Here is a 19,914-nt window from a genome sequence, read left to right as displayed (position 1 = left end):
TCAACGCTGGTTACCATGCTTTAGCCGCTGGTGCCATCGCGATACCATTTTGATAAATCCCCCTACCAGATTGATAGGCTCCCACCCTTGCTCTCCTCGCTCTGCCGCTTTTGTCACCGCTGATGTGCCCCGTTTGCTCAGGGGTTGCCCCTGGCTTGTCGCTTCGGGCCAACAAAAGCGGGCTAGATGGGATCCCCTTCACACTTCTCCCCATTCTCCTGACGATGGCGGGAAACAGGCGCATATCTTGCTGTTTTTTATGCCGGTTCCAGATTTTTCCATTCGAGAAGGACTTGCATATGTCCATAGGATTACCGCTCAAGCGGGTGGATGCCGAGGCCAAGGTGACCGGCAGCGCCCGCTATACCGATGACAACATCATGCTCGGGATGCGCCACGCCAAGTACGTGCGAAGCAATATTGCCCACGGCAAGGTGCTCGCCATCGATGCGACCGAGGCGCTGGCCCTGCACGGTGTCGAAGCCGTGTTTACCCATGAAGATGTCCCTACCACCTGTTTTCGCACCGCCGGTCACGCCTGGTCTCTCGATGAGGCGAAACGGGATGTGAAAGACCGCCGCCTGCTCACCGACCATGTACGCCACTTTGGCGATGGGGTCGCCATAGTCGTAGCCCGTGATCCGCTGGTGGCCGAGAAGGCTGCCGCGCTGGTCAAGGTGACTTACGAGCCGCTGCCGGTGATGACGGATGCCGAAAGTGCGCTGGCCGACGATGCCTATCCCATTCATCCGAGTGGTAATCTGCTGCGCCAAAGCCAGCTTCGTGCTAATGACCCGGAGCATGCTATCGCTGCGGCCGATCTGCAGTTTCAGGGGCACTACCGGACGCCGGTGGTGCAGCACTGCCATCTGGAGACGGTGACCTGCTACGCCTACATGGATCAACCGGACCACATCATCGTCGTCAGTAGCACCCAGATCCCCCAGATAGTGCGCAGCCGGGTAGCCAAATCCCTCGGCCTGCCCTGGTCGAGCGTGCGGGTGATCAAGCCCTATATGGGCGGCGGCTTTGGCAACAAGCAGGATGTGCTGGAAGAGCCGATGGCCGCGTTTTTGAGCTACAAGCTTGGCGGTGTGCCGGTCAAGGTGACCTTGAGCCGGGAGGAGTGCTTTTTTGCCTCCCGCACCCGCCACGGCTTTGTCATCGATGGCAAGATGGGCCTCAACCGCGACGGCACTCTCAAGGGCTATCAGCTCGACGTGCTCTCCAACACCGGTGGCTATGCCTCTCACGGCCACTCTATCGCCAGCGCCGGGGGCAACAAGATCAGTTACCTCTATCCGCGCAGCGCCTTCGGTTATGACGCCAAAACCTTCTACAGCAACCTGCCCACCGCCGGTGCCATGCGTGGTTACGGCGCGCCCCAGGTGATTTTTGCCCTCGAATGCATGCTGGATGATGCCTGCGCCGAACTGGGGCTGGATCCGCTCGATGTGCGTATCGCCAACGTGGCGCGCGAGGGGGATGTCAATCAGGTCAACCAGAAGACCATCTACAGCGCCGGGTTGCCGGACTGCCTGATCCGTGGTCGCGAGATGTTCGAGTGGGATCGACTCAAGGCCGAGTGTCTGGGGCAGGATCCGGCGAGCCGGGTGCGGCGCGGCATCGGGGTAGCGTGCTTTAGCTACGGCTCCAACACCTATCCGGTGGGGGTCGAAATTGCTGGTGCCCGCATGCTGCTCAATCAGGATGGCACCGTCAATCTGCAGATCGGCGCCACCGAGATAGGGCAGGGGTCGGACACTGTCTTTGCCCAGATGGCGGCCCAGACATTGGGTATTCCGTTTGAGCAGATCCGGGTTATCTCGACTCAGGATACCGACATCACCGCCTATGATCCTGGCTCGTTCGCCTCGCGTCAGAGCTATGTGGCGGCCCCCGCCATTCATCAGGCGGCGCTGCAACTGCGGGCCCGCATTTTGTCGCTGGCAGCCCAGCTCTGTCATCAGGATGTGGGATCGCTGACCCTGATCGACGGCTACGTGGTGCTGGCCGGCGCACCGGACAAGGTGCTGATCAGCGTCGCCGAGGTGTCGGTCAACGCCTATTACCACCTTACCATCGGTGGCCAGATCACCTCGGAAGTCTCCCACAAGACCACCACCAACCCGCCAAGCTTTGGCTGCACCTTTGTCGATCTCAGCGTCGACATCGATCTCTGCAAGGTGACCATCAATCGCATCCTCAACTTGCACGATGCGGGCAAGATCCTCAATCCGCAGCTGGCAGAGGGGCAGGTGCATGGCGGCATGGGGATGGGGATCGGCTGGTCGCTGTTCGAGGAGATGATCATCGACGCCAAGAGCGGCGTGGTACGCAACCCCAACCTGCTCGACTACAAGTTCCCCACCATGCTGGATTTGCCGGAGCTTGAGTGCGATTTCGTTCAGACCTACGAGCCCCAGTCGGTCTATGGCCACAAATCCCTGGGGGAACCGCCCATCATCTCGCCGGGCCCGGCCATCCGTAACGCCATTCGCATGGCGACCGGGGTGGCCATCAACGAGCTGCCCATCACCCCCAAGACCCTGTTTCGGGAGTTTGTCGCCGCGGGTTTGATTGGCGAGGGAGCAGGGGAGGAGCAACACCATGTTTGATATTGCCCGTTATTACAAGGCGCACAGTGTGGCCGAGGCGGTTGCCCTGCGTCAGGCCGACCCCGAGGCGCGCCTGTTGGCCGGTGGCACCGATGTGATGATCCAGCTGCATCACCTCAACGCCGCCTATCGCCATATCGTCGATATTCACGACTTGCCCGAGCTCAAAGGGGTGAGCGAGTTGCCTGATGGGTCGATCCGCATCGGCTCTGGCACCACCTTTACCGAGCTCATCGAAAACGAACTGGTGCAGCGCCGTCTGCCGATGCTGGCCGAGGCGGCCGCCACCATTGCGGGGCCGCAGATCCGCAACGTCGCCACCTATGGCGGCAACATCTGCAACGGCGCCACCAGTGCCGACTCGGCGGCGCCTACCGTCGCGCTGGAGGCCGAGCTTGAGATTGCTGGTCCTAACGGCACACGCCGCATCCCCATCGCCGGTTTTCATACCGGCCCTGGCAAGGTGGCGCTGCAACCTGCGGAGATCCTGGTGGCGTTTCATTTCGCCCCGGATACTCACCCCCAGGTGGGCTCCCACTACTTCAAATACGCCATGCGCGATGCCATGGACATCGCCACCATCGGCTGCGCCGCCTACTGCCAGATTGAGGATGGTCACTTCAAGCGCTTGCGGCTTGCTTACGGCGTGGCGGCCCCGACCCCGGTGCGTACCCCGCACGCAGAAGCTGCGGCCGAAGGGCAACCCCTGACTCGCGCCACACTGGCCGCCATTGCCGAGGCGGTGGTGGCCGATGTGGCGCCACGATCCTCCTGGCGGGCGGAGAAGGAGTTTCGCCTGCACCTTATCAAAACCCTGGCGCAGCGGGTGGTCGCCTGCGCAGTCGAACGTGCCGGAGGCAAGATCCTATGATGCAACCGCAAAGCTGTCCCGCCGTAGAGATCCAGTGCGAGATCAACGGCAAGCCTTACTCCTATGCAGTGCCGCCTACCATGTCGCTGCTCCACTTCCTGCGCGGGCAGGGGCTGATCAGTGTGAAAGAGGGGTGCTGTGTCGGTGAGTGTGGCGCCTGTACCGTGCGGGTGAATGGCACGGCTATCGACAGCTGCCTCTATCTGGCGGTCTGGGCCGATGGCAAGTCCATTCGTACCGTGGAGGGGGAGCGCAAAGGCAATGAGCTCTCCGATGTACAACAGGCCTTTATCGACGAGGGGGCGGTGCAGTGCGGTTTTTGCACCCCGGGCCTCGTGATGGCGAGCGCGGCATTGCTCGACAAGACCGAACGCCGTCCGCTGACCGATGCGGAGATCCGCCGCGGGCTGTCGGGGAATTTGTGCCGCTGCACTGGGTATCAGAACGTGGTGCGGGCGGTGAAAAAGTGCTGCAAGGGGTAACTGACTGGGCGCAATGACCCTGAGTGCCGTTGTTTAAGAAAGGAAACAAGCCGCCCAAAAACACAGGCCCGCCTCGAAAGAGGCGGGCCTGCTGCTGAGTAGCGCCAGGAGAAATCACACTTTTGGCTGATCGATCACCAATTTGCCATCCTTGACCGGAATGGTGGCACCGGGTGCTTGCTTCATGCGGATCACCCCCTCTTGACCTGCGAGGCGATAGGTCACGTCATAACCTATGGTGTTGACGCTCGTATCCTGCACGGTCTTGCAGCGCTGCTCGGTGGTGGTGTAGGTATCCCCCGCCTGCATATTGCCCTGCACCTGATTGCCGGCGTAGCCACCCGCAACCGCCCCGGCAGCGGTGGCCACCTTCTTGCCACTGCCGCCACCAAACTGGTGGCCGACCACGCCGCCTAGTGCTGCGCCCACCACGGTGCCGAGGATCTTGTGCTCATCCTGTACCGGCTTGCGGTGGGTCACGGTGATGTTGCGACACTCCTGTCGGGGAGTCTTGATGGTCTCGGTGATCGGCTTGCTGGCGATTACCTCGGCAAAGGTGGGTTGGGGTGTAAAGAGGGAGCCGCTGGCCGCCGCCGAGAGTGCCAGGGCCGAGGCGATGCCAATACCGATACCTGCCATCATGGATCTGTTCATCTTATGGTTCTCCTGCATACCCATCCGGGCTGTTCCAATCTGGCGTCATCTTGTCACAACCGGTTGGCCGGACAAGGCGAGGGGGATGGGCCTGCGACAGTCGCTGGCAAGGTCAAAAAACAGCCACCATGCAAAAGTGTCTGGCTTTGGCGACAACGGACTAAAAGTGACCGGTTTCCGGCGTATGGTGGACTCTACCAGTGTGATAAGGAGCAATTCGAGTCGCAATTTGCAAGACGGGCGGTGAGCAGAATGCCAGAGTGGCAAAGTGCTGACGGGGGCAGGTCAAGGGCGGTCTTGAACAAGGGCTCTGTTCGTTGATATGGCAACGCAAGTGGTTGATAAATGGCTCCAGCCCCATCGGATGTTGGCCGATAAGAGATCACGGCAAGCATTTTGCTTTGATTGGGTGAAGCAGAGGGTGAACGGGTCGGCAGACAACCGCGTAAGACCTGAAATGAAGATGTTCACCCGAGATCACCGGATCAACGAGGGGGAGATATGTCAATGTTACCCAGCTGGATCACCCCGGCCATCCAGGCCAACATCATCACGGCGCAGCAGGCCGAACGTCTGCTCTCATCCCTCTACCGGCCCCTGGCCGAGCAGGGAGAGGAGCTTCCTGCCGATATCGCCGACATCAGCCTTAAACTCTACTGCTTCCGCCAGCAGGGGCGGGTACGCCACTAAGACTGACAAAAGAACACCCCGCGCCAGGCTCGGGGTGTTGTCACTCATGTATCACAGGCCCATCAGGCCAACATCACTTGCGCCACCAGCATCAGGGCGCCAAATCCCAGCACAAAGCCCACCATGGGCAGCACGAACTTGACCCACTTGTTGAACTGGATGCCGAGCATCTGCAAAGTGACCAGCACCAGTCCGGTGGGGGCCAAAAACAGCATGGCGTATTGCCCCCAGTTGTAGGCCGACACCACGATATAGCGGGGGATCATGACGGTATCTGCCAGCGGCGCCATGATGGGCATGGAGAGCACTGCGAGCCCCGAGGAGGAGGGCACCACCAGCCCCAGCAGGGTGAACACCAGCATCTGCGCCACCGCGAACACGGCGCCATGCATGCCGGAGACCAGATCGGAGGCGTAGGCCAGAATGGTGTCCGAGATCATCCCCTGATCTAGCACCAGATTGACCCCCCGTGCCAGCCCGATGATGAGCGAGACGGCTACCAGCTCCGACGCCCCCTGAGTGAAGGCCTCGACCGCCTCTTTCTCTTTGAGACCCGAGATAAAAATGATGATGATGGCGATGGTCAGGAAGGAGGCCGCCATCTGCGGGAACCACCAACCGGCCATGGAGACGCCCCACACCATCAGCGGGAAGGCGAAGATAAACAGGGTCAGAATGATCTTGCGGCGCAGGGTGAAGGGCACCCCTTCATCCATGGCGCCCTCTTTGAGAAATCGGGCGCGAAAACTCTCTCTGTCCTCATAGGTGTAGGAGAAGGCCGGGTTGGCCTTGATCTTCTTGCAGTACCAGTAGAGATAACCGATCACCACCAGGGTGCCCACCAGACAGCCAATGGCGCGAAAGAGCAGCCCCTCGGTAAAGGTAATGCCGGCGGCATTGGAGGCGATCACCACCGAGAAGGGATTGATGGTGGAAAAGGTGGTGCCCATGGAGGCGGCGAGGAAGATGGCCCCTACGCAGACGATGGAGTCATAGCCGAGCGCCAGAAAGATGGGTACCAGTATGGGGTAGAAGGCGACCGCTTCTTCCTCCAGTCCGCAGGTGGTGCCTCCCAGCGCCATCACGAAGCAGACCAGCGCCACAAACAGGAACTCGTTGCCCCGGGTCTTGTGTGAGAGGGCGACAAGCCCCGCACTGAATGCGCCTGTCTTGTTGATGACGCCGATCAGCCCCCCGAGCACCAGAATAAAGACGATGATATCCGCCCCCTCTATGGTGCCCTTGACCATGCTGACCGCCACGTCACCGAACCCCTTGGGCGCTTGCTTCAGCCGTGCATAGGTGCCGGGAATGGCGATGGGCTTGCGGATGGTGCCGTTGGTAAATTGCTCCACCGCAATATTGATATTGAGTTTTGCCAGGGCATCCTGGGTTGCGGGAAGTCGGCTTATTTCCCCCTGTGGGCTATTGACCATCAGGCTTTCACTGGCCGGATTATAAGAGAGCTTGGCATAGGCGCCCGCCGGAATTATCCAGGTCAGCGCAATGGCCAGTAACATAATAAGAAACAGAATGGTAAATGCAGTAGGGAATTGTCTGCGTGGTGTGGTATTCGGCACGGCACACATAAAATGCTCCTTGATAAAGCAGGTTTGGGCTCGGCGGAATATCTGGTCGATAGGGTTTCTGCGTCATACATTCAAGGTACGCAAACTCACTGTATATTGCGTAGTGATTGGCGAGAAATCTGGCCTGATATTGAGCATTCGGTGGATTGTTTCACGTTATAACCGGCGTTGTTGCCCAAATCGATGCAGCTTGAATGGAACTTTCTGAGGGCTCGGTGATCTGATCATCACCATCCCCTTCAAGTCTGCATCATGGGCACGTCGCTTCATCCCATCACCAACTGGCCTCAATACAACAAGTCTTTGATTAATCGTGGTTCACTCACTTTCTGGGTTGATGCCGAGGCCATGAGCAACTGGTTTCACCATGACCATCATGGGCGTCGGGGCCGCGGCCAGCTTTACACTGACCAGACCATCGCAACCTTCCTGATGCTCAAGGGGATGTTTAACCTCACTTTGCGGGCCACTCAGGGACTACTCGATTCCCTGTTCGAGTTGATGAATGTGCCGTTATGCGCACCGGACTATAGCTGTGTCAGCAAGCGAGCACGCTCGGTGACGGTTGCTTATCGACAGCCCCCAAAGGGGCGCATCACCGACCTGGTTATCGATTCAACCGGGCTGAAGGTGTTTGGCGAAGGCGAGTGGAAGGTCAGAAAGCACGGCGCCGAGAAGCGGCGAGTTTGGCGCAAGTTGCATCTGGCGGTAGACCCGGTGACCCACGATATCGTGGCGGCGGAAGTGTCGTTGGAAAATGTCCATGACGCCGAGGTGTTGCCCACCTTACTCAACCCTCTGCGGCGCAAGCTGGGATGTGTTTATGCGGATGGCGCGTATGACAGCAAAGCCAGCCATCAGCTTATCTCGTGCAAAGGGGCGACAGCCTGTATCCCGCCTCGCAAGAACGCGGGGTTATGGAAAAAGGGACATCCAAGAAATGAGGCTGTGCTGGTAATGCGCAAGGAAGGGCTGGCGAACTGGAAGAAGATATCGGGGTATCACCGTCGCTCGCTGGCCGAGACGGCAATGTATCGGTTCAAGCAGTTGCTGGCGGGGAAAATCAGTCTGCGGAATTATAACGGCCAAGTAGGAGAAGTGATGGCGTATGTGAGCGCGATAAACAAACTGAACAGCCTTGGTCTGCCCGTCAGACAGCCCCGAGTGTAGCGGTCCCTTGGGGCTGGGGAAGTCATGACTTGCTGGCTGATTTGGGCAACAACGCCGTTATAACCGTAACCCGTGTGAGGCTTGATGAACATGGTGCCATGCTCGCTTTATGGGATGGCTCACAGAATTTATTTGTCATGGATTTAATGACTGGGATGAAATAAATAGTGTTATGCAATAACTATTTCAGGTTTCATTTAACGCGCCTTGCCTTAAATAAAGGGTATGAAAATAGTGCGCACCGAGATGAATGGAATGACATATAAGGCAGCTTTGACGGAATAATATTTCGATATCATCTGTTTTCGTTATTTCGCCAAAAACAGCCTGTGAAAAAAATGGCACGCTTTCCTGTAACGAAATATTTTTTGCAACGAAAACAGAGAGGCCCCTGTTGGCAGCAGGCTGTTCCTGTCTAAGACGTTTTGCTAATACCTGCCGCCGCAGGCTCACTGTTAGGCTGTCATCCCCATAAGAGACCAGTGACGGGCAGGATGCCCATGTCGCTTGCTGATCTCTGATTGATCCCGAAATAGCCCGTTTTGTGCCACCTGTGAGGAAGGAATCCGATGACAGTGCAGAACATCTATGAGCGCGACCTTGCCAAAACCGCCGCCAATTTCGAGGCCCTGACCCCCATCAGCTTTTTGGGGCGGGCGGAGCGGGTCTATCCCGACTATCCGGCGCTGATCCACGGCCCGCTGCGCCAGAGCTGGGGCGAGACCGCCCGCCGTTGCCGCCAGCTGGCCTCGGCCCTGAGGCTTCGCGGCATCGGGGAGGGGGATACCGTCTCCATCGTCGCGCCCAATATCCCGGCGATGTTTGAAGCGCACTTCGGGGTGCCCATGAGCGGCGCCGTGCTCAACACCATCAATACCCGGCTCGATGCCGAGTCGATGGCTTTTATCTTTCAGCATGCCCAGAGCAAGGTGGTGCTGGTGGACAGGGAGTTCGGCTCTGTGGTGCGCAAGGCGCTGGATCTGCTGGAGCGCCAACCGCTGGTCATCGCCATCGACGATCCCCTCTACCGGGAGGGGGCGCTTGTCAGTGAACTGACCTATGAGGCCTTTATTGCCACTGGTAACGGCGATGAGCCCGGCTGGTTGCCGCAAGATGAGTGGCAGGCCATCTCCCTTAACTACACCTCCGGCACCACCGGCAACCCCAAGGGGGTGGTCTATCACCATCGTGGCGCCCACCTCAACGCCATCAACAACGTACTCTCCTGGGAGCTGCCCAAACATCCCGTCTATCTCTGGACCTTGCCGATGTTTCACTGCAACGGCTGGTGCTTCCCCTGGACGCTGGCGGCCACCGCCGGGGTGAGCGTCTGTCTGCGTCATGTGCAGGCGTCCGCCATTTATGAGGCACTGCACGAGCACAAGGTGAGCCATTTTTGCGCGGCGCCCATCGTGCTCAATATGCTCAACAATGCCGATCCGGCGCTCAAGCAGGGGCTGGATCACCCCATCAAGGTGATGACCGCTGGCGCTGCGCCCCCCGCCACCGTGATCGCCGGTATGGAGGCGATGGGGATCGCTGTGACCCACGTCTATGGCCTGACCGAAACCTATGGCCCCTGTGTGTTGTGCGAACCGCAAAGAAGCTGGCAAGGTCAGGATGCCACAGCGCTCTCCCGCCTCAAGGCGCGGCAGGGTGTTGCGTCGCCTCTGCAGGGGGAGATGCGGGTCATCAATCCTGTCAGTGGCGAGCCGGTTGCCAAGGATGGCAAAACCATGGGCGAAATCGTGCTGCGCGGTAATGTGGTGATGAAGGGCTATCTGAAAAATCCGGCGGCCAGCGCCGAGGCGATGGCGGAGGGGTGGTTTCGCAGTGGCGATCTGGCGGTATGGCACCCGGATGGTTATGTGGAGATCAAGGACAGATCCAAGGACATCATCATCTCCGGCGGAGAGAATATCTCCAGTCTGGAGGTGGAAGATGCTCTATCGCCATCCCGATGTGGACGAAGCGGCGGTGATCGCCATGCCCGATGAGAAGTGGGGGGAGGTGCCCTGCGCCTTCGTGAAACTGAAAGAGGGGCGAGAGACTACCCAGGCGGAGCTGATCGCCTTTTGTCGTGAGCAGATGGCCCACTTCAAAGCCCCCAAACGCATCATCTTCACCCCGTTGCCCAAGACCTCGACCGGCAAGGTACAAAAATTCGTGCTGCGCAAACAGTTGGGGTAGCGGCCTGTTCGTAAGGAGCCAGCACAGCCATTCATAGGAGGGAGATACAAGGGGTCTGGAGGGCTGCTGGCCTCCCGTTGTGTGGCTAGGGGGTCTTGCAGGCAACGCAGTTGCGACCGCCCTGTTTGGCCTGATAGAGCATCTGATCGGCGCGGGCGTAGAGGCTCTCCATCAGCTCCCCTTCGCCATTTTCCACCAGTCCTGCGCTGATGGTGATGACCAGCTTATCTCCATCTGGCAGGGGCAGCGGGCTTTGCATCACCTGCAGGCGCAGTCGCTCGGCTAGTGATGCGGCGGCCAAGAGGGGGGTGTTGGGCAGCAAGATGGCAAACTCGTCACCGCCGATGCGGGCCAGCACATCTTCGCTGCGCAGCACCGATTGCATCACCTTGCCCAGATGCACCAGCGCGCTATCCCCAAGGGGATGCCCGAAGCGATCGTTGATGCACTTGAACTGATCCACGTCCAGCACCATCAGCACCGAGGTGAGGTGGTGGCGCATGTCCAGACTGAGGTTCTTCTCGCACAGTTCGAAAAAGAAACGGCGGTTGTAGAGACCGGTGAGGCCATCGCGCACCGACTGCTGGTGCAGCTGCTCCTTGAGCTGGTGCAGTTCGGTAATGTCGGAGGAGATACCGATCAGGGTGGGGGTGCCATCCCCCAGCAGAAAGGGCACCTTGACCGACCAGTAGTAGTGCTGATTGCCTTCGGGATCGGTCAACATCTCTTCCCCGGCTTGCAGCTCACCAGTTTCGAATACCCGATTGTCCAGTCGCCACAGCTGGCAGGCGCTGGCAGCCGGGATCACCTCATCATCGCGCCGATTGATGATCTGCTCGGCAGGAAGGCCCAGCAGATCGGCGACCTTTTGGTTGACGTAGAGAAAGCGGTGCAGGCTGTCCTTCATATAGATATGGGCATCCACGTTGGCGAGGATGATTTCCAGCAGCTGATGCTGCTCCGCCATGCGGGCCTCAATCAGCTTGTGTTCGGTGATATCGGTGGAGATGCCGCACAGACCGATCAGGTTGCCATCCTTGTCATGGATGGGCTTTTTAACGGTCCAGTAGCAGCGCTTTTCCCCGGTGGATTTGAGGTAGTTGATCTCCTCCTGGGCGATGGCGAGTTGCTGCTCCAGTACCAACCGGTCGTTGCGTTGAATGGTGTCGGAGAATTCGAGATCAAAAAAAGCCCGATCATCCTGTCCCTGCAACTCGGCGAGGGTGCAGCCAAAGAGATCCAGCACCGCCTGATTGGCATAGGTGTAACGGCCCGCCAGATCCTTGGTAAACATGTAGGCGTCCGTCTCGTTGAAGATGGCTTTGAGGTGATCCAGCTCATGCTGTAACTGGATAGAGAAGGGTTCATCCTTCATGGGGCTAGCCATCCTTGGTTAAGGGCATCGTTGTATACAGCGCGAATATATGTACCAACTGTTTAAATTAAGCACTTCACAGGCCATGTTTCGCGTTTATTTCCGCAGGATCTGCGCCATGTCACACGATTGTCATCGTTGGTGTGGTCAAAGGAAATCAACTGAGTCCGTGGCTATGCAGATAACCGTCCCACCTATATCGGCCCGGCATCGTGGGCCAGCAGCAGAGCAATTGCTCGGCAGTCAAATACGCCAGCCCGAGCGGCAGAAAGGGCAACAAACAGGTCTTTAATCAAACTATTTTCACTGTGCCCCTGATATCATCCTCAGCAACGCAATATGGAGAGATACGAGATGGCAGTGGCACCGTTTAATTGGAATGACACAGTTCAGTGGGACGGGCCGGGGGCCATTGCGGGCAGTGAAGAGTTGGCTGGTGATCGGCTTGAACGTGCCCGCTATGCCGACTTTCTGACCAACTACCTCGCCGCCGAAGGCAAGCAACGCAACTATGTGCTCAACCTCAATGCCGAATGGGGGGCAGGGAAAACCTGGTTTATCAAGCGCTGGTATATGGAGCTGAAAGCGCACTATCCCACCGTCTATATCGATGCCTGGCAGCAGGACTTTTCCGATGATCCCTTATTGACGGTGATTTCGTCGATTATCGAGCAATTGAAAGATGCAACAGGAAATAAGGTTTCCATACCTGATGGCATCAAGCCCAAGCTATTGGGTTTGCTCAAGCTGGGCGGAAAATTGGTACTCAAGTCAGCCATTAAAAAAGCTGGACTTGAAGATGGTGACTTTTCTATGGAAGGCGAAGACGCAGATAAGCTGGTTGATACACTGTGCAGCAATCACAAAGAGCGTTATGAATCTATCCAATATCTTAAAAATGAGATCCGGCAATGGGTTGAGGGAGCTGTTGGTTTAAGTGAAAGAGAACTGGACTATCCCGCATTTATTTTGATAGATGAGCTTGATCGTTGTCGCCCTTCCTATGCTGTGGAAATGCTGGAGACTATCAAGCATATATTCGACATTCCTAAAGTTGTTTTTGTATTGGCAACAGATACAGAACAATTGCAGCATGCTATCAAGGTAATATATGGAGATGGATTTGATGCGCAAAATTATTTAGGTCGATTCTTTATGCGTCGTTTTAATCTGCCATTAGTGTCCACAAAGGTATTTATTGAAGAGTATCTTAGTAAAAAAGCTATTGACTTTAATGTTGAGTCATTTTGGCCGATTGATTTCAGTAAAAAGTTGCTTGTTGACATGTTTTTATTGTTTAGTGAAACACATGGTGTTTCACTGCGTAAAATAGAACAGCTTATTGATAGAGTGTTGTCCATTCTTCAGCTTTACAATAAACAACAAAAGTTAAACGCTTATTTTATAGTTTTCTTATGTTTGCAGTATGACATTGATACTGAAGTTTATAAGAATGTAATTAATAAAATGTACACTGACGATCTTGGTGTAGGTAATCAATCGCTAGGAAATGTTCTATCACGATATGATGATGTATCAATAAAGATAAGATTAAATCCTAGTGAGAATTTACCAAGGACCGTTCGTTCACCTGATGGTAATCAGATGGTGTCGACACATTTCTTTCAAGATGATATTTATTCTTGCTCATTGTTGGATGTTATATTTCCAACGTATAAGCACCTCATTAATAAGGTTTTTTGCAAAAATGTAGAACATCAATTGTTTATTGTTGCCGACCGTATGGGGAAAAGTATTAATGTAAATGGGAAAGAGGTTATGACGGTACTATCTCAGAAGGAGCAATCATTGCTGTGTAATGACTTCAAAGTATATCGAAACCTTGTCGAGTTAGCCGTGCATATTGATTGAATAATATCGAGTTAAATGTGCGGGTAGGACCCGCACATTATGAAAAAATATGTTATTTATTATGCCGCTTATAAAGCCGCTGAACGACATCCTGTAATCCCAGCCCTTCATTTTGTAGCAGCACGGTGAGGTGGTAGAGCAGATCGGCGGATTCGTTGATGAGCTCCTCCCGATCCTTGGCCATGGCGGCCAGAGCTACTTCAACACCTTCCTCACCCACTTTCTGGGCGATGCGCTTGGTCCCTTTGCCGTAGAGGCTGGCGGTGTAGCTGGTGGCCGGATCGGCCCCTTTGCGGGCTGCCAGCACCTGCTCCAGCTCTGCCAAAAAACCGAGGGGCGGCAGCGGGTGGCCATTAAAGCAGGAGGTTGTCCCCTTGTGGCAGGTGGGGCCGACGGGGTTGGCGGCAATCAGCAGGGAGTCCTGATCGCAGTCGGTGCTGATAGCGACGAGTTGGAGCACATTGCCCGAGCTTTCACCCTTGGTCCAGAGCCGCTGTTTGCTGCGGCTAAAGAAGGTGACCTGACCGGTAGTCTGGGTCTTCTCCAGCGCCTCGCGGGTCATAAAGCCCTGCATCAGCACCTCGCCGCTGGCGGCGTGCTGGACGATGGCGGGGATCATGCCATCACATTTTGCCCAATCGAGCTGCTCGGCAAGGGGGCGCGCGCTGGCGGTGGTTTGTGCATTTTCAGAGAAGTTATTCACGGATGGCGACTCCTTCGGTTTTCAGCCAGCGTTTCAATTCGGGAATGGGGATAAGGCCCTTGTGGAATACAGAGGCGGCCAGCGCCCCATCCACATCGGCGAGGGTAAAGGCATCGCGAAAGTGCGCCATGGCACCGGCGCCGCCGGAGGCGATCAGCGGCACCTTGCAGACGCTGCGCACCAGCTTGAGCTGGTCGAGGTCATAACCCTGACGCATGCCGTCCTGATTCATCACGTTCAGCACGATTTCGCCCGCTCCGCGCTTTTGCACCTCCTGCACCCAGTCGAGAGTGTGCCAGGCGGTGGTGCGGGTGCGACTCTCGTCACCGGTAAACTGTTTGACCTGATAGTGGCCCGTGTCGGCGTCGAAGTAGGAGTCAATGCCCACCACCACGCACTGCACGCCAAATCGCTCGGCTAGTCGGCTGATCAGGGTCGGGTCGGCCAGTGCAGGAGAGTTGATGGAGACCTTGTCGGCGCCAAATTCAAGGATCTGGCGGGCATCGTCCACGCTCTTGATGCCACCGGCGACGCAGAAGGGAATATCTATCACCTCCGCTACCCGGCTCACCCAGCTCTTGTCTACCACCCGCGCATCGCTGGAGGCAGTGATGTCATAGAACACCAGCTCGTCAGCGCCCTCTTCGGCGTAGCGGCGCGCCAGCTCGACAATGCCGCCCATCACCTCGTGGTTGCGAAATTGCACCCCTTTGACCACCACGCCATCTTTCACGTCGAGGCAGGGGATAATGCGTCTTGCCAGCATCAGTTGTCTCCTGTGGTATCGGCAGCGGGGGCTTGCCAGCAGGCGATGGCGTCACCCACCGAGAACTTGCCCTCCAGCAGGGCGCGGCCAAGGATGACCCCCCTGACGCCGGAGCCCTTGAGCGCCTCGATATCTGCGATGCCGCCAATGCCGCCGGAGGCTTGAAAGGCGACGCTCGGGTAGCGGACGCAGAGATCCCGATAGAGCTCGACGTTGGTGCCAGCCAGGGTGCCGTCACGACTGATGTCGGTGCAGAGCACATGCTTGAGCCCGGCGGGGAGGAAGCGCTCGATCAGCGCTTCGATGGTCACCCCGCTGTTCTCCTGCCAGCCCGCCACCGCGATATGGCGATTGCCCTGCTCATCGATATTGACGTCCAGCGCCAGCACGATCTGCTCGGGGCCATATTTCTCCATCCAGCTGGCCACCAGATCCGGGGATTTGACGGCGGTGGAGCCAATCACCACCCGGCTGGCACCGGCGGCCAAGAGGTCTGCCACATCCTGTTCGGTGCGCACGCCACCACCCACCTGCACTGGCGCTTCGGTGGCTGACAACAGTTGGGTCAGCAGGGGCAACTGGCGCGCCTTGGCATCCTTGGCACCGTCCAGATCCACCAGATGGAGCTGCACCGCCCCCTGGGAGACATATTCGTCGAAGCGGGCCTGCGGGCTGCTGCTGTATTCGGTCTTCTGCTCGTAGTCCCCCTGATAGAGGCGAACTACCTGACCGTTGATAAGGTCAATTGCGGGAATGATCATGCTAGTCACAGCTCCAGGAAATTTTGCAGCAAACGGGCACCGGCTGCGCCTGAGCGCTCCGGGTGGAATTGGGCGCCAAAGAAGTTGCTGTGCTCTGCAACCCCACCGACGATGGCGGTAAACGGCTGGCCGTAGTCGCAGGTCGCCAGCGTCGCTTCGGTCACCTCCAGCGCATAGGAGTGAACGAAATAGAAGTAGCTGCCGCTCGGGATCCCCTTGAGCAGAGGATGGGTCTCGTCATGCTCAATCTGGTTCCAGCCCATATGGGGCAGGCGCAGATTGTCCACCTCCATCAGCCGGATCTTGCCCGGCACTATGCCAAGGCAGTCGATAAGGCGCTCTGACGAGTCATCCGTACCCATGCTCTCTTCGGAAGCCTCCGCCAGCATCTGCATGCCGAGGCAAAAGCCCAGCAGCGGCTGCTTGGCGGCGCGAATAAGGGGCACCAGCCCCCGTTCGTTGAGGTTCTTCATGGCGGCCACCGCGGTGCCGACACCGGGCAGGATCAGCTTGTCCGCCTGCTCGATATCGGCCGCCACGCTTGAGACCAGCGGCTGCACACCGAGGCGTTCGAACGCCATTCTGACCGAGGCCAGATTGGCGCAGCCGGTGTCGATAATGACCAGCTTCTGCTTGCTCACATCCATCACAGCACTCCCTTGCTGGAGGGGAGCTCGCTCCCTTCCACCCGAATAGCCTGACGCAGGGCGCGACCAAAGCCTTTGAACAGCGCTTCCACCTGATGGTGGGTGTTGCCGCTGCCCACCTTCATCTGCAAGGTGATGGCCATGGCGTCCGACAGCGAGCGGAAGAAGTGGGGCACCATCTCGGTGGCCATCTCGCCCACGTTGTCGCGGCCAAAGCCGCTCGGGCAGTCAAACACGAAGTAGGGGCGACCGCTGAGATCCAGCGCGGTGCTCACTTCCTGCTCGGTCAGCGGACGCGCATCGATCACCGCTTGCACCTCGTCCATCGCCAGCACAAAGCCGAAGCGGCCGATGCCGCGCTTGTTGCCAAGGGCTTGACGCAGCGCCTGACCCAGCGCCAGCCCCACATCCTCTACCGTGTGGTGATCGTCGATATGCAGATCGCCGCTGACGTTCAGCTTGAGCTGGAAACCGGCGTGGGTGGCAATCTGATCCAGCATGTGATCAAAGAAGCCGATGCCGGTGGCGATCTGGTTGCCGCCGCTCTTGTCTAAATCCACTGCCGCCTGAATACGGGTCTCCTTGGTGTAGCGCTCCACCGAGGCGGTTCGCCCCTTGGACAGAAGCTGATCACGGATGGCGAGCCAGTCGTGATCCTGCGGGTGGTAGCGAATACCGCCAATGCCCATGTTCTCGGCAAGCTGCAGATCGGTCTGGCGATCGCCAATCACGAAGGAGTTGGCAAAGTCGATGCGACCGGAGGCGAGATACGCCTTCACCAGCCCGAGGTGGGGTTTGCGGCAATTGCAGCCGTCGGTGGGGAAGTGGGGGCAGATCAACACCTGCTCCCACTTCACCCCTTGCGATTCAAACAGGTGCATCATCAGGTCGTGGGGTGGCTGGAAGTTCTCCAGCGGCAGGCTGGCGGTGCCCAGCCCATCCTGATTGGTCACCATCACCAGCACGTAGCCTGCGGCCTGCAACTCGCGCAGCACCGGAATGACCATGGGCTCGAAGCGCAGCTTGGCGAGGCTATCCACCTGCTTGTCGGTCACCGGCTCTTCAATCAGGGTGCCGTCGCGGTCGATAAACAAAAACGGGGTCTTCATCGCTACATCCTTGTCTTACAAAGTGGGAGAGGGCAGATCACGCAATACCGCCAGCACGGCATCCATCTCGCCCTGATAGCCGATGGTGACGCGAATGCTGTTATCAAGGCCGGGTTTGGTCGAGAAATCCCGCAGAATGATGCCGGCGGCCTTCATGGCGGCAAAGACGGCGGCGCCATCCACAAAGCGCACCAGCACGAAGTTGCCCTTGTCTTCGAATACTTCCTTCACGCAGGCAAGCGTTGCCAGCTCTGCCTTGAAGGCGGCTTTTTGCTTGTTGAGCTCCATCACTCGCTCGCGCATCAGCTCCAGCCCCATGGGGGAGAGGGCCTGCGCCGCGATCTGGGCGATGGGCTCGGGGATGGGATAGGGGGCGATCACCTTGGCCAGCATGGCGATCACCTCGGGGCTTGCCAGCGTAAAGCCGCAGCGGATCCCCGCCAGCGCAAAAGCCTTGGAGAGGGTGCGGGTCACCACCAGATTGGGGAAGCGGGCCAGCAGATCCACCACGGATGCCTCGGGACAGAACTCGATATAGGCCTCGTCCACCACCACGATGGCGCGATCCCGGGCTTTTTCCAGCAAGGCGATAAGGCCGTCACGCCCCACCAGATCCCCGGTGGGGTTGTTGGGGGAGCAGAGAAACACCAGTTTCACGTCACTGAGGCGATCGGCGATGGCGGGCCAGTCCGGCTGGCGGCTGGCGGTCAGCGGCTGTTCGACGATACCGACGCCACAGGTCTCGGCGCTGATGGCGTACATGCCGTAGGTGGGCGGACAGATGAGGATCTGATCTTCACCCGCTTCGCAGAAGGTGCGAATAAGCAGCTCGATGGCCTCGTCGGCGCCGCGGCTCACCAGCACCTGATCGGGATCGACCCCGGCGTAGGCGGCATAGCTGTTCACCACCTCGGCCGGTTGGCACTCGGGGTAGCGGTTGAGGCGGCTCCCCTCGATGGTGAAGGGATAGGCCTGTGGCGCCTCGTTGGCGTTGAGCCAGACGTGGCCCTTGCCGCCGATGCGGCGGGCAGATTGATAAGGGGTGAGGGCCCGCACCACGCGGCGCGCCAGATTGGCAATGCTCATGACAAATCCTTCTGCTGTGCTGTTGGTTGGGGCGCGGCGGCCAGGGCGTTCAATCTGAGGGTGACGGCATTTTTGTGGCCATCGAGCCCCTCGGCCTGAGCAATGCGCTCGACAATGGGGCCAAGGCCGCGAATACCTTCGGCGCTCAGCTCCTGCACCGTGTAGCGGCGCTGATAATCGGCGAGGCCAAGGCTGGAGCAGGTGCGGGCATAGCCATAAGTTGGCAGAGTGTGGTTGGTGCCGCTGGCGTAATCGCCGACCGACTCGGGGGTCCATGCTCCCAGAAAGATGGAACCGGCGTTCTCGAGTTTATCCAGCAGATCGCGGGGGGCGCGGGTCTGCACAATCAGGTGCTCCGGCGCGTAGGCGTTGGAGATGGCGCACGCCTCGGCCAGATCGTCACAGAGGATCACCAGACTGCTGCCGAGCGCCTGGGCGGCGATATCGCGGCGGCTCAACTTGGCCAGCTGGCTCTTGATTTCGCCAGCAATGGCATCGGCCAGCAGCGGCGAGGTGGTCACCAGCACCACCTGGCTGTCGGGGCCGTGCTCGGCCTGGGAGAGCAGATCCGCCGCCACGAAGGCGGGGTTGGCGCTCTCGTCGGCAATCACCAGCACCTCGGAGGGGCCGGCTGGCATGTCGATGGCGGCGCCGCGCCAATCCGTCGAGACTTGCCCCTTGGCTTCGGTCACAAAGGCGTTGCCCGGGCCGAAGATCTTGTCCACCTTGGGAATACTTTCGGTGCCGTAAGCCATGGCCGCGATGGCCTGCGCACCGCCGATGGCGAACACCTTCTCTACACCGCAGGCGCGGGCGGCAAACAGGATCTCGTCGCTAGCGGGGGACGGGGTGCAGAGCACCACTTCACGGCAACCGGCGATCGCCGCTGGAATGGCCAGCATCATCACGGTGGAGGGGAGCGGCGCACTGCCCCCCGGCACATAGAGGCCGACCCGACTGATGGGCTGGGTGCGCAGCTCGCATACCACCCCGGGTTGGGTTTCTATCCGTACCACTGGCTGCACTTGCGCGGCGTGGAAGGTGCGAATATTGGCAATGGCCGCTTCGATGGCATTTTTGATGTCGTCATCCAGCCGCGCGCAGGCGGCTTCAATCTCATCTTCGCTAACGCGCAGCTGCTCACGGGGGGCGCGCTCGAAGCGCTGGCTCAGCTCGCGCAGGGCCTCGTCGCCACGGCTACGCACCGCGGCGATGATATCCCGCACTACGGCGCCGATATCGGCCTCGTCATTGAGGGCGGGGCGGGTCAGCACGTCGGCCTGCTGGGCGGGGGAGAGGGTCTTCCAGATCAGGGTCTGCATGATATCCCT

16 protein-coding genes and 1 pseudogene are annotated in these 19,914 nt (G+C 58.5%); 7 read left to right on the top strand and 10 right to left on the bottom strand.

Annotated features, from left to right (window positions below; all coding sequences use genetic code 11):
- Positions 1-299 precede the first annotated feature (299 nt).
- Genes xdhA through xdhC form a run of 3 tightly spaced genes read left to right on the top strand, consistent with a single transcriptional unit; the run spans position 300 to position 3,971 of the window.
- On the top strand, positions 300-2,618 hold the full coding sequence (gene xdhA, locus ACTG20_RS13035) for a xanthine dehydrogenase molybdenum-binding subunit XdhA (protein WP_194496386.1): 2,319 nt from the start codon (positions 300-302) through the stop codon (positions 2,616-2,618).
- The gene (gene xdhB, locus ACTG20_RS13030) at positions 2,611-3,489 is read left to right on the top strand and encodes a xanthine dehydrogenase FAD-binding subunit XdhB (protein ID WP_194496387.1); all 879 of its coding nucleotides are present in this window, start codon (positions 2,611-2,613) and stop codon (positions 3,487-3,489) included. The genes xdhA and xdhB overlap by 8 nt, the downstream gene beginning before the upstream one ends.
- On the top strand, positions 3,486-3,971 hold the full coding sequence (gene xdhC, locus ACTG20_RS13025; RefSeq protein WP_058056839.1) for a xanthine dehydrogenase iron sulfur-binding subunit XdhC: 486 nt from the start codon (positions 3,486-3,488) through the stop codon (positions 3,969-3,971). Before xdhB ends, xdhC begins: the two co-directional genes overlap by 4 nt.
- Before the next feature lie 114 nt (positions 3,972-4,085).
- On the opposite strand, the gene ACTG20_RS13020 is transcribed toward xdhC, so the two are convergent.
- Entirely contained in the window at positions 4,086-4,625 is a 540-nt protein-coding gene (locus tag ACTG20_RS13020) for a glycine zipper 2TM domain-containing protein (RefSeq protein WP_194496388.1), read from the bottom strand.
- 501 nt (positions 4,626-5,126) lie between these two features.
- Here ACTG20_RS13020 and ACTG20_RS13015 point away from each other — a divergent pair.
- Positions 5,127-5,315, top strand: a complete 189-nt coding sequence (locus ACTG20_RS13015; RefSeq protein WP_040069812.1) for a hypothetical protein — start codon at positions 5,127-5,129, stop codon at positions 5,313-5,315.
- Between the two features lie 62 nt (positions 5,316-5,377).
- Here the strand turns inward: ACTG20_RS13015 and ACTG20_RS13010 are convergent, their stop codons facing one another.
- Positions 5,378-6,904 carry a YfcC family protein gene (locus ACTG20_RS13010; RefSeq protein WP_439987712.1) on the bottom strand — a complete coding sequence of 509 codons (1,527 nt, stop codon included), beginning with the start codon at positions 6,902-6,904 and terminating at the stop codon, positions 5,378-5,380.
- 252 nt (positions 6,905-7,156) lie between these two features.
- On the opposite strand from ACTG20_RS13010, the gene ACTG20_RS13005 reads away from it, so the two are divergent.
- Both ACTG20_RS13005 and ACTG20_RS13000 read left to right on the top strand, forming a co-directional pair.
- Complete coding sequence (locus ACTG20_RS13005) at positions 7,157-8,074, top strand: IS5 family transposase (protein WP_194494992.1); 918 nt, start codon at positions 7,157-7,159, stop codon at positions 8,072-8,074.
- Positions 8,075-8,643: 569 nt separating this feature from the next.
- Positions 8,644-10,264, top strand: a pseudogene (locus tag ACTG20_RS13000) (acyl-CoA synthetase).
- An 85-nt stretch (positions 10,265-10,349) separates the two neighbouring features.
- On the opposite strand, the gene ACTG20_RS12995 reads toward ACTG20_RS13000, so the two are convergent.
- Positions 10,350-11,639 (bottom strand): sensor domain-containing diguanylate cyclase, encoded by a 1,290-nt coding sequence (locus ACTG20_RS12995; RefSeq protein ID WP_194496390.1) that lies wholly within the window; start codon positions 11,637-11,639, stop codon positions 10,350-10,352.
- Between the two features lie 354 nt (positions 11,640-11,993).
- On the opposite strand from ACTG20_RS12995, the gene ACTG20_RS12990 reads away from it, so the two are divergent.
- Entirely contained in the window at positions 11,994-13,511 is a 1,518-nt protein-coding gene (locus tag ACTG20_RS12990) for a KAP family P-loop NTPase fold protein (protein WP_194496391.1), read from the top strand.
- A gap of 52 nt (positions 13,512-13,563) precedes the next feature.
- On the opposite strand, the gene hisIE is transcribed toward ACTG20_RS12990, so the two are convergent.
- The 7 genes from hisIE to hisD are packed head-to-tail and all read right to left on the bottom strand — an operon-like array spanning position 13,564 to position 19,905.
- A complete protein-coding gene (hisIE, locus tag ACTG20_RS12985; RefSeq protein ID WP_194496392.1) occupies positions 13,564-14,214 on the bottom strand; it encodes a bifunctional phosphoribosyl-AMP cyclohydrolase/phosphoribosyl-ATP diphosphatase HisIE in 651 nt (216 codons plus the stop codon).
- On the bottom strand, positions 14,207-14,980 hold the full coding sequence (hisF, locus tag ACTG20_RS12980) for an imidazole glycerol phosphate synthase subunit HisF (RefSeq protein WP_194496393.1): 774 nt from the start codon (positions 14,978-14,980) through the stop codon (positions 14,207-14,209). The genes hisIE and hisF overlap by 8 nt, the downstream gene beginning before the upstream one ends.
- Complete coding sequence (gene hisA, locus ACTG20_RS12975) at positions 14,980-15,741, bottom strand: 1-(5-phosphoribosyl)-5-[(5-phosphoribosylamino)methylideneamino]imidazole-4-carboxamide isomerase (protein ID WP_194496394.1); 762 nt, start codon at positions 15,739-15,741, stop codon at positions 14,980-14,982. Before hisA ends, hisF begins: the two co-directional genes overlap by 1 nt.
- A gap of 5 nt (positions 15,742-15,746) precedes the next feature.
- A complete protein-coding gene (gene hisH, locus ACTG20_RS12970; protein WP_139733274.1) occupies positions 15,747-16,388 on the bottom strand; it encodes an imidazole glycerol phosphate synthase subunit HisH in 642 nt (213 codons plus the stop codon).
- Positions 16,388-17,497 (bottom strand): bifunctional histidinol-phosphatase/imidazoleglycerol-phosphate dehydratase HisB, encoded by a 1,110-nt coding sequence (gene hisB / locus ACTG20_RS12965; protein WP_194496395.1) that lies wholly within the window; start codon positions 17,495-17,497, stop codon positions 16,388-16,390. Before hisB ends, hisH begins: the two co-directional genes overlap by 1 nt.
- Positions 17,498-17,512: 15 nt before the next feature.
- Positions 17,513-18,583 (bottom strand): histidinol-phosphate transaminase, encoded by a 1,071-nt coding sequence (gene hisC, locus ACTG20_RS12960; RefSeq protein WP_439987709.1) that lies wholly within the window; start codon positions 18,581-18,583, stop codon positions 17,513-17,515.
- A complete protein-coding gene (gene hisD / locus ACTG20_RS12955; RefSeq protein WP_194496397.1) occupies positions 18,580-19,905 on the bottom strand; it encodes a histidinol dehydrogenase in 1,326 nt (441 codons plus the stop codon). The genes hisC and hisD overlap by 4 nt, the downstream gene beginning before the upstream one ends.
- Positions 19,906-19,914 lie beyond the last annotated feature (9 nt).

This window comes from Aeromonas sp. 84A (assembly GCF_051919345.1).
GTDB lineage: Bacteria > Pseudomonadota > Gammaproteobacteria > Enterobacterales > Aeromonadaceae > Aeromonas > Aeromonas veronii.
Note: the sequence above shows the minus strand (reverse complement) of the source record. Positions and strands in the feature narration are given on the sequence as shown.

Coding starts and splice junctions, on each gene's coding strand:
- ACTG20_RS13010 (WP_439987712.1), bottom strand. CDS start 6,904: ATGTGTGCCGTGCCGAATACCACACCACGCAGACAATTCCCTACTGCA.
- ACTG20_RS13005 (WP_194494992.1), top strand. CDS start 7,157: ATGGGCACGTCGCTTCATCCCATCACCAACTGGCCTCAATACAACAAG.
- ACTG20_RS12990 (WP_194496391.1), top strand. CDS start 11,994: ATGGCAGTGGCACCGTTTAATTGGAATGACACAGTTCAGTGGGACGGG.
- ACTG20_RS13015 (WP_040069812.1), top strand. CDS start 5,127: ATGTCAATGTTACCCAGCTGGATCACCCCGGCCATCCAGGCCAACATC.
- ACTG20_RS12995 (WP_194496390.1), bottom strand. CDS start 11,639: ATGAAGGATGAACCCTTCTCTATCCAGTTACAGCATGAGCTGGATCAC.
- hisA (WP_194496394.1), bottom strand. CDS start 15,741: ATGATCATTCCCGCAATTGACCTTATCAACGGTCAGGTAGTTCGCCTC.
- hisB (WP_194496395.1), bottom strand. CDS start 17,497: ATGAAGACCCCGTTTTTGTTTATCGACCGCGACGGCACCCTGATTGAA.
- hisC (WP_439987709.1), bottom strand. CDS start 18,583: ATGAGCATTGCCAATCTGGCGCGCCGCGTGGTGCGGGCCCTCACCCCT.
- hisF (WP_194496393.1), bottom strand. CDS start 14,980: ATGCTGGCAAGACGCATTATCCCCTGCCTCGACGTGAAAGATGGCGTG.
- ACTG20_RS13020 (WP_194496388.1), bottom strand. CDS start 4,625: ATGAACAGATCCATGATGGCAGGTATCGGTATTGGCATCGCCTCGGCC.
- xdhB (WP_194496387.1), top strand. CDS start 2,611: ATGTTTGATATTGCCCGTTATTACAAGGCGCACAGTGTGGCCGAGGCG.
- xdhA (WP_194496386.1), top strand. CDS start 300: ATGTCCATAGGATTACCGCTCAAGCGGGTGGATGCCGAGGCCAAGGTG.
- hisD (WP_194496397.1), bottom strand. CDS start 19,905: ATGCAGACCCTGATCTGGAAGACCCTCTCCCCCGCCCAGCAGGCCGAC.
- xdhC (WP_058056839.1), top strand. CDS start 3,486: ATGATGCAACCGCAAAGCTGTCCCGCCGTAGAGATCCAGTGCGAGATC.
- hisH (WP_139733274.1), bottom strand. CDS start 16,388: ATGGATGTGAGCAAGCAGAAGCTGGTCATTATCGACACCGGCTGCGCC.